This is a genomic window from Limnohabitans lacus (genome assembly GCF_030053395.1).
GTDB classification, from domain to species: domain Bacteria; phylum Pseudomonadota; class Gammaproteobacteria; order Burkholderiales; family Burkholderiaceae_C; genus Limnohabitans_A; species Limnohabitans_A lacus.
Window position 1 is genome coordinate 241233 of the sequence record NZ_JASGBH010000004.1, and the last position, 12178, is coordinate 253410.

At 60.1% G+C, this 12178-nt stretch carries 11 protein-coding genes; 5 read left to right on the plus strand and 6 right to left on the minus strand.

All coding sequences use genetic code 11. From position 1 onward, the window contains the following. Positions 1 to 16 precede the first annotated feature (16 nt). Entirely contained in the window at positions 17 to 1948 is a 1932-nt protein-coding gene (gene uvrC / locus QLQ16_RS07720) for an excinuclease ABC subunit UvrC (protein ID WP_283224109.1), read from the minus strand. Positions 1949 to 1995: 47 nt separating this feature from the next. Between uvrC and earP the strand changes: the two genes are divergently transcribed. After that, positions 1996 to 3066 (plus strand): elongation factor P maturation arginine rhamnosyltransferase EarP, encoded by a 1071-nt coding sequence (earP, locus tag QLQ16_RS07725; RefSeq protein ID WP_283224110.1) that lies wholly within the window; start codon positions 1996 to 1998, stop codon positions 3064 to 3066. 291 nt (positions 3067 to 3357) lie between these two features. Here earP and QLQ16_RS07730 read toward each other — a convergent pair whose 3' ends face one another. Continuing rightward, positions 3358 to 4038, minus strand: coding sequence for a hypothetical protein (locus QLQ16_RS07730; RefSeq protein ID WP_283224111.1), 681 nt, complete (start codon positions 4036 to 4038; stop codon positions 3358 to 3360). A 384-nt stretch (positions 4039 to 4422) separates the two neighbouring features. Between QLQ16_RS07730 and QLQ16_RS07735 the strand changes: the two genes are divergently transcribed. The 4 genes from QLQ16_RS07735 to QLQ16_RS07750 all read left to right on the plus strand — a co-directional run bounded on the left by QLQ16_RS07735 (position 4423) and on the right by QLQ16_RS07750 (position 6962). Beyond that, complete coding sequence (locus QLQ16_RS07735; RefSeq protein ID WP_283224112.1) at positions 4423 to 4905, plus strand: YeeE/YedE family protein; 483 nt, start codon at positions 4423 to 4425, stop codon at positions 4903 to 4905. Then, positions 4902 to 5327, plus strand: coding sequence for a DUF6691 family protein (locus tag QLQ16_RS07740; protein ID WP_283224113.1), 426 nt, complete (start codon positions 4902 to 4904; stop codon positions 5325 to 5327). Before QLQ16_RS07735 ends, QLQ16_RS07740 begins: the two co-directional genes overlap by 4 nt. A gap of 96 nt (positions 5328 to 5423) precedes the next feature. Then, positions 5424 to 5978, plus strand: coding sequence for an elongation factor P (gene efp, locus QLQ16_RS07745; protein ID WP_283224114.1), 555 nt, complete (start codon positions 5424 to 5426; stop codon positions 5976 to 5978). 105 nt (positions 5979 to 6083) lie between these two features. Continuing rightward, positions 6084 to 6962: an LOG family protein gene (locus tag QLQ16_RS07750; RefSeq protein WP_431310395.1), complete on the plus strand. Its 879-nt coding sequence runs from the start codon at positions 6084 to 6086 to the stop codon at positions 6960 to 6962. A gap of 82 nt (positions 6963 to 7044) precedes the next feature. Here QLQ16_RS07750 and QLQ16_RS07755 read toward each other — a convergent pair whose 3' ends face one another. The 4 genes from QLQ16_RS07755 to QLQ16_RS07770 are packed head-to-tail and all read right to left on the minus strand — an operon-like array spanning position 7045 to position 11959. After that, positions 7045 to 8214 (minus strand): MFS transporter, encoded by a 1170-nt coding sequence (locus tag QLQ16_RS07755; RefSeq protein WP_283224115.1) that lies wholly within the window; start codon positions 8212 to 8214, stop codon positions 7045 to 7047. A gap of 12 nt (positions 8215 to 8226) precedes the next feature. Beyond that, positions 8227 to 9600 (minus strand): DNA recombination protein RmuC, encoded by a 1374-nt coding sequence (locus QLQ16_RS07760; protein ID WP_283224116.1) that lies wholly within the window; start codon positions 9598 to 9600, stop codon positions 8227 to 8229. Continuing rightward, entirely contained in the window at positions 9597 to 10583 is a 987-nt protein-coding gene (locus QLQ16_RS07765; protein ID WP_283224117.1) for a 2-hydroxyacid dehydrogenase, read from the minus strand. The genes QLQ16_RS07760 and QLQ16_RS07765 overlap by 4 nt, the downstream gene beginning before the upstream one ends. Then, the gene (locus QLQ16_RS07770; RefSeq protein ID WP_283224127.1) at positions 10583 to 11959 is read right to left on the minus strand and encodes a sodium:proton antiporter; all 1377 of its coding nucleotides are present in this window, start codon (positions 11957 to 11959) and stop codon (positions 10583 to 10585) included. Before QLQ16_RS07770 ends, QLQ16_RS07765 begins: the two co-directional genes overlap by 1 nt. Positions 11960 to 12178: the final 219 nt, after the last annotated feature.

Genomic DNA, 12178 nt, shown 5'->3' on the forward strand with positions numbered 1-12178 from the left:
ACAAGCGGGCGACCGCTCAGTGCAAGGCTTGGTAAATGGTCTCGGCCAGCTCGCGCGAGATGCCTTCCACGCCCGCCAGGTCTTCGACGCTGGCACTCTCCACGCCCCGCACACCGCCAAAGCGCTGCAACAGGCGCGCCCGTTTGCGGGGGCCGATGCCTGGGATTTCTTCGATCTTGCTGCCGCCCATGCGCACCTTGGCGCGCTGGGCCCGCATGCCGGTGATGGCAAAGCGGTGGGCCTCGTCGCGGATCTGCGCCACCAGCATCAAAGCCGCCGAGTCCTTGCCCAGGTAAACCTTCTCGCGGCCATCGGCAAAGACCAGCTCTTCCAGGCCCACCTTGCGGCCCTCACCTTTTTCGACACCGACGATGTGCGACAGGTCCAGCCCGAGCTGGGTGAACACCTCGCGAGCCATGGACACCTGACCCTTGCCGCCGTCGATCAGCACCAAGTCGGGCAAACGGGCCGTGCCCTCCGCGCTGCGCATGGCTTCGGCCAGCTTGCCATAGCGGCGCATCAGCACCTGGCGCATGGCGGCGTAATCGTCGCCGGGCGTGATGCCCTCGATGTTGTAGCGGCGGTACTCGCTGCTTTGCATCTTGTGCTGGCGAAACACCACACACGAAGCCTGCGTGTTCTCACCGGCTGTGTGCGAGATGTCAAAACACTCGATGTGCAAAGCGTCCAGGTCGTCCGGTGCCAAATCGAGTGCATCGGCCAGCGCCCGGGTGCGGGCCTGTTGCGAGCCTTCTTCGGCCAGCAAGCGCGCCAGCTGGATGTCGGCGTTTTTCTCGCTCATCTCCAGCCACACGCGCCGCTGCTCGCGCGGGTTGTGCACCGCCGACACCTTGTACCCGGCTTGCTGCGACAAGGCATCGACCAGCGCCTTGTCCACCGCCACGCTGGTGATCAGCGCCGCAGGCACCGGGATGCCGATGTAGTGCTGAGCCAAAAAGGCTTCCAACACTTGTTGCTCCACCGGGCGCTGCGTTTCGGCGTCTTCTTCAACGGCCTGCAAGGCATGCGCGTCTTCCACGTGCGCCGGAAAGTACGCCCGGTCGCCCAAATGCCGCCCGCCGCGCACCATGGCCAGGTTCACGCAGGCACGACCGCCCAACACGCGCACCGCCAAAATGTCCACATCAGTGTCCGTGCCCGTGTCCACCGACTGCTGGTGCAGCACCTTGGACAGCGCCGACATCTGGTTGCGCACCTCGGCGGCCAGCTCGAACTCCAGCCGCTCGGCGTGCGCCATCATCCGCGCTTCCATCTCTTGCAAGAGCGCCTGGGTCTCGCCCTTCAAAAAACGCTCGGCGTGCTTCACATCGTCGGCATAGCCTTGCGGGCTGATCAGATTCACACAGGGGCCTGAGCAGCGCTTGATCTGGTACAGCAGGCAGGGGCGGCTGCGGTTGGCAAACACCGTGTCTTCGCAGGTGCGCAGGCGAAACACTTTTTGCAAAAGCTGAATCGTCTCCTTGACCGCCCAAGCGCTCGGGAACGGGCCAAAGTAACGGTGCTTTTTCTCGACAGAGCCTCGGTAATAGGCCACACGCGGATAGGTCTGCGGCTCGGGCGCACCGGCTTCGGCCTTCAAATACAAGGTGCCGTTGCCGGTCAACTTCAAATACGGGTAGGTCTTGTCGTCCCGAAACAAGATGTTGAAACGCGGGTTCAGCGTCTTGATCAGGTTGTTTTCCAGCAGCAGCGCCTCGGCCTCGGAGCGCACCACCGTGGTCTCCATGCGGGCGATCTTGCTGACCATGTGGCCAATGCGCGTGCCACCGTGGTCCTTCTGGAAATAGCTCGACACCCGCTTCTTGAGTTGCTTGGCCTTGCCCACGTAGAGCACATTGCCTTGCGCATCGAAGTAGCGATACACCCCCGGCAAAGCCGGGAGCGCGGCCACTTGGGCCAGCAAGGATTCGTCGTGAGCCGCTGTCATGGCGCGTATTGTGACGGCGAAACACTTTGCCCCGACAATCTCCCCCCATGAAGACGCACCGGCTTTGGGACATTTTTTGCACCGTCATCGACAACCACGGCGACCTGGGCGTGTGCTGGCGCCTCACGCGCCAACTGCTGGCGCAAGGCCAGTCGGTGCGCCTGTGGGTGGACGACGCCTCGGCCCTGAGTTGGATGGCCCCCGAAGCCCAAGTCCTGCCCAAGCTGCAAGTGCTGCCCTGGGCCGCCGCCAGCCAAATCGAAGTGCTGCAAGGCTTGATGCCCGCTGATGTCTGGATCGAAGGCTTTGGCTGCACCCTGCCCGAAGCCTTTGTGGCTCACGGCGTCGCCACGCACGCACAGCAACCCGCCTGGATCAACCTTGAATATTTGAGCGCTGAAGACTGGGTGCCCCGCTTGCACAAAATGCCTTCGCCGGTGATGAGCGGCCCGGCCAAGGGCTGGACCAAAACTTTCTTTTACCCGGGCTTCACCGAGGACACCGGCGGCCTGCTGCGCGAAACCGATCTGCTGGACAGGCAACAGCGCTTCGACCGCGCCGCCTGGCGTCAAAAGCACGCCCCAGGCCTGGCACCGAACGGCCTGCTGATCAGCCTGTTTTGCTACGAACCCGCCGCCCTGCCCCAACTGCTTACCCAACTGGTCGGCACACCCCACCACCTGCTGGTCACCCCAGGACGGCCACTGGCTGCCGTACAACACGCGCTGGCGAGCATGCCCGCTCACCCCCACTGGAGCGCCCTGCCTTACACCGACCAAAACGGCTTTGACGAGATGCTGTGGGCCTGTGACTTGAATTTTGTGCGCGGCGAAGACTCTCTGGTGCGGGCGCTATGGGCAGGCCAGCCCTTCATTTGGCACATCTACCCACAAGACGACAACGCGCACCACGACAAGTTGGAGGCGTTTTTGGAATGGATGCAGGCGCCAGAGAGCTTGCGCAAGGCGCATCGGGTTTGGAATGGGATTGAGGCGGGTCCATGGCCTGCGCTCGATGCCGAAACGCTACAGATTTGGAGCCAGAACACCCAAACCAAGCGCCATCAACTTTCTGGGCAAACGGATTTGGTCACGCAACTCATCAAGTTCATAGGTTGACAATAGATACGGGGTCAAAAAACAGGGCGTCAAGTCTTGGTCCAACGTCTAGAAAAATCAACTTGGCTCGAAACCCCGACGGAGACGACCAGCATTCAATGCGGCGTTAGTAGCCCGACCTTGTCGCGACACCCATTCAGTGATGAGAAGCCATCGGGCAAGCACCTAGAAATCAACCACCTGCTCAGGGGGGCATTGACCGACCAAATCCACGACCGTGCGCTGTACATGAAAGGCATTGACGTGAGCTTCAACCGACCTGTCCACTATGACCCGTCAACTTGCGTTTAGCTATACGAGCTTGATTATGGAATCAGGTCCAATCGCGTCTGGGGAGAGCTCAATCAATTTTTCTGTGCGAAGCTTTTCTACTTCGTTTATCACACGGGACAGAGGGAAAGAAGGTTTAAGCTTCTCGACTAGGTCATTCAAAGTAGCCCGCGCTCTTGTGCGGCGGTAGATGCGAAGGCTACGAAGAATATGCTCCCGTATAGTTTCCTCGCGAGCCTCCATGTCAACTTGACGTGAGCTGATGATTGCTTTGTCCAAGATGCTTCGCATCTCAACTGATAGCGAGGACATTTTGTCGTCGTTTAAGCGTTGCTGAACCAGTAAGTCTCCAATTTGATGTTCAACGGTTCGTTTCAACTCCTGAATCTTCTCGTCGGCCTTCTTTTCGGCTTCATCAAGCGCGGTCTCTTGCTCGGGTACCTCTGTCGGCCAGATATGTTTTCTCATGTCCGATACGGTGTCGCGCATCATTGAGAAGGTGTCGGAGTAGAGTTTGTCAAATAGTTTCTCCAAACGATCAACGCTGGCTGCAATGTCCTTCGCGGCTTCAGTCGTCGCCTTTGAGGCCTGATCTGACATTTTGTAGAAAACCACTGATAACCAGATTGCGCCGACCGAAAGAATTAGTGAGGCAATCGAGGCAACGAATGAAATTATGTCGAAAAGAGATTTATTTTCCATAGGGTTTTAATGGTTGAGGGTCGAATAAGCGGGTGACTGGCAACGGAAAGACTACGTGAATAGTCCACAAAACCCGTTGGATACATCCGGGCCGGGCCGATACATCCTTTTGACGAATGGATTGCAAACCGCATCGGACAAGGCCTTCGGCCCCAATGACTGAATTTTTGTACAGGTATAAATCACCATAAAACCCGTCACTCCTTGCTGGCCATCCGCTGATCTGCGTCGGTCGTTGCGGAACCAAACTATATCCTTATTACCTACATTTTCAGGAGTCATCTCCTAGCAAGATGAAAAATTGAGGGCACCCCCGAACCCCAGAGCCTTCAAGCTGGATGTCCGCAAAACTGTCCTGAACTGCGTGCCCGATAATCCAGACCCATGACTCTGATTGACACCCTCTTCCCCCTCGGCTGGCAGCACTACCTGCTGGGCGGCCTCACCATTGGCGCTGGCGTGGCGCTGCTGTATTTGTTCAACGGCTGGGTTGGCGGCATGAGTTCCGTCTTTTCCAGCAGTTGGTCCTTCGTGTCCAATCGGGCGTTTTTTCAGCAAGCGCGCTTTGTCAGCACCCGCAGTTGGCGTCTGGTCTATGCCTTGGGCGTGGTGCTGGGGGCACTGGTTTGGCGCTTGGCGCTGGCGGGTGGTGAAGCGCAACACACCAGCGTGCCCGCTTGGCAGCTGCTGGTGGGCGGCTTTTTGGTGGGCTACGGTGCGCGCTTGGGCAATGGCTGCACATCCGGTCACGGCATTTGTGGCCTCGGCTCCTTGCAATTGCCATCGCTGGGCGCGGTGCTGACTTTCATGGCCACCGCCTTCATGACGGCCAACCTAATGGCCATCGCCACGAAAGGTCTGGCATGAACCCGCACACACTCACCTTCCCCAAAGCGCTCGTCACATTGCTGGCGGGCGCCTTGTTTGGCTTTGGCCTGTCGCTGGCCACCATGGTTCAGCCCGATGTAGTCTTGAGCTTTTTGCGCTTTCAGGACTGGGGCCTGATGCTGGTCATGGGCGGCGCAGCCGGTCTGGCCATGCTGGCCTACAAAGGCTTTCCGCGTTGGTTCGCACGCCCCTTGCTGGGTGGCCAGTTCCTCACACAGCCTGCCAGCTGGAACCGCCAGACCGTGATCGGCTCGGCCATTTTTGGTGTGGGCTGGGGATTGTCTGGCGTGTGCCCCGGCCCGGCCATTGCGGCTTTGGGCACGGGCAACACCGACATCTTGTGGGCTTTGGGCGGCATTGTGCTCGGCGCTTTGGCGCACGGCCTGAGCGCCAAAGACTGAGGCCAGCACCGCTTGAGTGCCACCACCAGGGCCTCAGGTTAGAATAAGGGGCTTGACCTTTGGTCACCCTTTCTGTTCATTCCAGATCCAAATCCTATGAAAACCGCTCAAGAAATCCGCGTCGGCAACGTCATCATGCACGGCAAAGACCCCATGGTCGTCCTGCGTACCGAATACCAACGCGGCGGCCGTGGCTCGTCCACCGTGCGCATGAAGCTCAAAAGCTTGATCGCCAACTTCGGCACCGAAGTCGTGTTCCGCGCCGACGACAAGATGGACCAGGTCATCTTGGACAAGAAAGAGTGCACCTACTCTTACTTTGCGGACCCCATGTACGTTTGCATGGACACCGAATTCAACCAGTACGAAGTCGAAGCCACCAACATGGGCGACGCTTTGAACTATCTGGAAGACGGCATGGAACTCGAAGTGGTGTTCTACAACGAAAAAGCCATCTCGGTGGAATTGCCCACCAGCGTGGTGCGCGAGATCACCTGGACCGAGCCCGCTGTCAAAGGCGACACCTCCGGCAAAGTGCTCAAGCCCGCCAAGATCGCCACCGGCATGGAAGTGCCCGTGCCTTTGTTCGTGAGCCAAGGCGACAAGATCGAAATCGACACCCGCACCGGCGAATACCGCAAGCGCGTCTGATCTGCCGATCGGCCTGACAAAAAAGCCCCGCAAGGGGCTTTTTTTTTGGCCCGCAAATTCAAGGGCATGAGGCTTCGAGCAGCGGCGCAGATGCACAATGGCAGCATGCCTTCTACACCCAGCCTCAAGACCCCTTCCATGGCCCACGCTTGGGCAGAAACCCCCACCGACTTTCACGATGCCGGCTGGCTGGAGCCGCAAGCCGAGCGCTTGGCTTTTGCCGATCCGGAATTTCTTTTGAGGCGTGAGACGCGTGGCATTCGATTCCAGCTGGAGATGCTCAAGCCCGATCTGGCGCAAATCGAAGCGGGCATCGAGCACACGGTGGTGGTGTTTGGCAGTGCGCGCTTCACCGACATGGCCAGCGCCCAAGCTCGGCTGGAGGCCGCACAGCAATCAGGGCAGGCAGACGCTGTGGCGCTTGCGCAAACCCAGGTGCGCAACGCCCAGCACTATGAAAACGCACGGCAATTTGCCCGCATGGTGGCGCAGTCCTGTGCGTCCTTGCCGCAAGACGAAAAACTCACCATCTGCACCGGCGGCGGCCCCGGCATCATGGAAGCGGCCAACCGTGGCGCCAAGGAAGTGGGCGCACTGTCGGTGGCGCTCAACATCGCCCTGCCCCACGAGCAGCATCCCAACCCCTATGTGACGCCCGAGCTGAGCTTCAAGTTCCACTACTTTGCGCTGCGCAAGATGCATTTCATGATGCGTGCCAAAGCGCTGGTGGCGTTTCCGGGTGGCTTTGGCACGCTGGACGAATTGTTCGAGGTGATGACCCTGGTGCAAACACGCAAAGCCCGGCAAGTGCCGATCTTGCTGTTTGGCACCGATTACTGGCAGCGCTTGATCAACATGGATGTGCTGGTCGAGGAAGGCACGATTTCTGCCGAGGACCTGAAGCTCTTTCGTTACGTGGACACCCCAGAAGACGCCTGGAAGGCCATTTGCGACTTCTACGCGCTGAAGGTGCCACCAGCGTGACCGGTAGGTCGGTGGCTTTAGCCCCGACGATGACAGCGGCATCCAATGCACCGTCGGAGCTGAAGCTCCGACCTACGGTTGACTACGGATGATGGGGGCGCAGCTTGAAGGCCGAATGGGCGCCCAACCCCACCGCCGCACCCACCACCCAAAACACGGGGGCCACACCGGCGATGGCGCCAGCTGCACCAAACAGTATGGGCATCAGCACGCTGGAGGCGTTGATGCTCATCAGCCTCAGACCCAGGGCTTCGCCCTGACGGTGCTCGGGCGTGATTTGGTGCAAGGTGCTCATGATCATGGGTTGCACCGCGCCCAGCACCAAGCCCAGCATGACCGAGCACGCGCCCATGGCCCAAGCCGTGGACATGAAGGGGTACAGGCCAAACAAAACGGCGGTGCACACCATCGATGCGGTGATGATCTGGTACTCGTGCACATGGCGAGAGATCCAAGGCAAACATATGCGGATGGTGGCCGCCGCTATGGCAAAAGAGCCAAGGATGGTGCCCACCACCGATGCGCTCATACCCCGCTCGTGTCCCAGCACCGGCACCACAAAAGTGTGCACGTCCCAGCAAGACGACAGCAGCCAATTGACCCCCAGCAGACGCAGCATCAAAGGTTCGTTCAGCAGGTCCAGCACACGCTTTTTTTCTGACGGCGCCGCCAGCGCAGGAGAGGTCTTTTCGCGCACACCGCGCACGCACCACAAGGTGAGTAAAGGCAACAAGGCCATGAGCAGGAAGGCCACCCGAAAGCCCGTCTCGTGCGCACGCTCAGGGCCTGCAAAGTCGATCATCAGGCCCGCCAGCACGGGCCCCAGAAAATTGGAAATGGCCGGGCCAATGGACAACCAGCTGAACGCGGCCTTCAACTCGGCCGGACCTTGGGCCAGTCGCCCCACATGCCGCTGCAAGGCAATGACCGCCATGCCGGTGGCCCCACCAGCGGCCAAGGCGCTCACACACAGCACCGGAAAAATGGGCCAAACGGCGGACAGGCTCACACCCGCGAAGGCCACGGCCACGCTCACCGTCAAGGGGGCTTTGAGGCCTTTGCGATCGGCAAAGCGGCCGGCGGGCAGCGCCAAAAAAACTTGGGTCAGCGCAAACAAGGCCAGCAAGGCCCCCACCGCCATGGCGCTGAAGCCCTGCTGCAAAGCCAAAAGCGGCGCTGCCATGCGGGTGCCGGCCATGCAGGCGTGCAAGAAGATTTGCCCGGCAATCAGGCGCGACAGCTCGCGCTTCATGCCCTGTGCCGATCAGGCATCGCCACCGGGCAGCAAGGCTTGTGCATCGGACTCGGGCAAGGCATCGACCTGACGCAAAGCCCGGTTCATCACATTGCTGCGGGTCTGCGCTTGATCCAGCGTGTTGAGCACGGTCTGCGTCTGGTTGCGCACCTTGTCGAGCACATCGCCAAACTTGCCGAACTCGGTTTTGACCGCGCCCAGCACTTGCCAGACTTCGCTGGAGCGCTTTTCGAGCGCCAGCGTTCTGAAGCCCATTTGCAAAGCGTTGAGCATGGCCATCAGGTTGGTCGGCCCGGCCAGGGTCACGCGGTGATCGCGTTGCAGCGTTTCCATCAAGCCGGGGCGGCGCAGGACTTCGGCGTAAAGGCCTTCGGTGGGCAAGAACATCACCGCAAAGTCGGTCGTGTGCGGTGGCTCCAGGTACTTGTCAGCGATCGACTTGGCCTCGAGCTTGATGCGGGCTTCCAGGGCTTTGGCGCACAACTCGGCTTGCACCGGGTCGGCACGCCCTTGGGCTTCGAGCAAGCGCTCGTAGTCTTCGTTGGGGAACTTCGCATCGATCGGCAGCCACACCGGCTGACCACTGTCGGAGCGACCGGGCAGGCGGATGGCAAAGTCCACCCGGTTCTTGTCGCCCGGGCGCGTGGCCACTTGCACCGCATATTGCTCAGGCGTCAGCACCTGCTCGAGCAGCGAAGCCAGTTGCGCCTCGCCAAACATGCCCCGGGTTTTGACGTTGGTCAGCAGGTGCTTGAGGTCGCCCACGCCTTGGGCCAGGTGGTGCATTTCGCCCAAGCCTTTGTGCACTTGCTCCAGACGGTCTGCCACCTGCTTGAAGCTCTCACCCAAGCGGGCTTGCAGAGTGGCCTGGAGTTTTTCGTCCACGGTCTGGCGCATTTCATCGAGCTTGGCGGCGTTGCTTTGCTGCAGCTGGGCCAGCTGGGTTTCCATGGTGCCGCGCATCTCGGTCAAGCGCCGGGCGTTGGCTTCCGACAGCGCATTGACCTGCTGGGCCAAACTGTCGGTCAGGCTTTTTTGCAGCAAGGCCAATTGCTGGGCCAAGGCATCGATTTGCTGGTTTTGGGTACGGGTGGCCTCGGCGCTTTGCTGCAGCAGCGACTGCTGGAACAAGGTCAGCGTCTGCATGGCCTCTTGGCGACCTTGCACGCCCGACTGGCTGATCTCGGTGCGCAGCTCGCGCTCCAGCCGCACGGTCTGGGTTTGCAGGCCCTCGAACTGTTGCTGCTGCCAGGCAGCATGCTCGGCCTGACGGGCTTGGCGTTCTTGGCTGTCGTCTTGCGGCGCAGGCTTGCGCAGCAAGAGCCACACCAGCAGCGCCAGATTCAATGCCACCAGCGCGATGACCAACCAGCTCTCATTCATGCAGCGCGTCCGGTCACGGTGTTGAGCGGCGTCACCGCTTGGCCTTGGGTGAAAAACCCAATCAGGTTGTCGGCCGCCAACTGCGCCATGGCGCGGCGCGTCTGGATGGTGGCGCTGGCAATGTGCGGGGTCAGCACCACATTGGGCACCTTGAGCAAATCAGGGTGCACCGAGGGCTCGCCCTCGAACACATCGATGCCTGCCGCTGCGATTTGTTTGGCCGCCAGCGCTTGGGCCAAGGCCCCGTCGTCCACAATGCCGCCCCGAGCGATGTTGACCAGCGTGGCGCTGGGCTTCATTTGCGCCAGCTCGGCCGCGCCAATGGTGTGGTGCGACTCGGCGCTGTAGGGCACCACCAGCACCACATGGTCGGCTGTTTTCAGGAGTTCTTCTTTGGAGACATAAGTGGCCTTGCACTCGGCCTCCAGCTCGGCACTCAAGCGTGAGCGGTTGTGGTAGATCACCTTCATGCCAAAGCCATGTGCGCCGCGACGCGCAATGCCCTGCCCGATGCGGCCCATGCCGATGATGCCCAAGGTGGCGCCATGCACTTCGGCCCCAGCGAACATGTCATAGCTCCATTTGGTCCAGAGGCCTGCACGCAAAAAGTGTTCGCTTTCGGTCACGCGTCGGGCGGTGGCCATGAGCAGCGCAAAACCAAAGTCGGCGGTGGTTTCGGTCAGCACATCGGGCGTGTTGCTGGCCACCACGCCAGCGGCGGTCATGGCCGGCACGTCAAAGTTGTTGAAGCCCACCGCCATATTGGCCACGATGCGCAGCTGTGGGTTGGCTTGCAGCAGCGCGGCGTCGATGCGCTCGCTGCCGGTGGTCAAAGCCCCCACTTTGCCTTGCATGCGGCGGTTCAGCTCAGCGGCAGACCAGACCTCATCGGCCTGGTTGCTCTCGACTTCAAACACCTGCGCCAAAGACTGCAGGACCTCGGGGAAGATGGCACGTGCCACCAAGATGGAAGGTTTGGACATCACTTGAACCAGATGAAACTCATGACAACGAACAAAGGAATCAGGACTGCGCCGGACCACAACATGTAGCCAAAGAAGCTGGGCATCTTCACGCCTCGGTCTTCGGCAATGGCTTTGACCATCAGGTTGGGCGCGTTGCCGATGTAGGTGTTGGCCCCCATGAACACTGCACCGGCCGAGATGGCCGCCAGCGTCGGGGCCAAGGTGGTCATCAGCACCTTCGGGTCACCGCCTGCAGTGTTGAAAAAGACCAAATAAGTGGGCGCGTTGTCCAGGAAAGAACTCAATGCCCCCGTGATCCAGAAATACATCATCACATCTGGGCTGCCATCGGGCTGGGTCACCGCTTGAACCACTGCGCCAAATGGGCCATTGACACCCGCCTTGAGCATGGCGATGACCGGGATGATCGTCAGGAAAATGCCAGCGAACAGTTTGGCCACTTCGGCCATGGGGCCCCATCCGAATTGGTTGTCTTCATGCACCTTGGCCGGCGTGATTTTGAGCGACAAGATGGTCAAGGCCACCAAACCCACATCGCGCAACAGGCCCGGCAAACCGACTTCGGTGCCGTAGATGTTGAAAGAGACTGGTGATTTCCAGAACCCGCTCATCAACACCAAGCCAACAACAGCGGCCAAAAGCCAGAAGTTGATGGCGCCGTCAAAGCCAACGCCTCTGGAGTCTGGTGTCGGGTCTTGCGGCAACACCTCTTCGCGGCGATAGTAGAACCAAGAGTCAAGGGCAAAGAAAATGAGCAACAAGCTGCCCACCAAAAACAGCGTCTCGGGGAAGATGGTTTTGATGGTCCAGAAAAAGTCCACCCCCTTCAAAAAGCCGAGAAACAAGGGCGGGTCGCCCAAAGGCGTCAGGGAACCGCCTGCGTTGGAGACGATGAAGATGAAAAACACCACCACATGCGCCACATGCTTGCGGTTGTCATTGGCTCGAATGAGCGGCCGGATCAACAGCATGGACGCCCCGGTGGTGCCCATGAAACTGGCCAGCACGGCGCCAATGGCCAAGATGGCGGTGTTCAGTCCCGGGCTGCCGTGCAGATTGCCGCGAATGAAAATGCCGCCTGACACGGTGAACAAGGCGGTGAGCAAGATGATGAAGGGGATGTACTCCGCAAACAGGGCGTGGACCGTGTTGGCACCCGCTGCTGCCGGGCCGTACACCATGGCGAAAGGCACCAAGAAAGCCAAGCCCCAGGCGGCCGCCACCTTGCCGTAATGGTGGTGCCAAAACTGCGGCACCAACAAAGGCATCAAGGCAATCGACAGCAAAATGCCTGCGAATGGCACGCCCCACATCACCGACAGCTGAGCGCCATCCACATCGGCGGCAAAAGCGCCGCTGGACAAGAACAACATCGGCCAAGCCAGCCAAGCGGTCCATCGCTTTTCCCATCGCGTCATGATGTAAATCTCCAAATAAAAGTTGCCGTATGTTATCGACCCCTTTTTGCCAGGCGGATTCAAGGGCGAAGTGCAACAAAGATGAACCCGGTAGTGGGTGGCTGAGGATGCGTTGGCATCATGGCCGCTTTAACCGCCAAGTCGAAGTTGCCCAATGTACAAGCACCTCAGCCG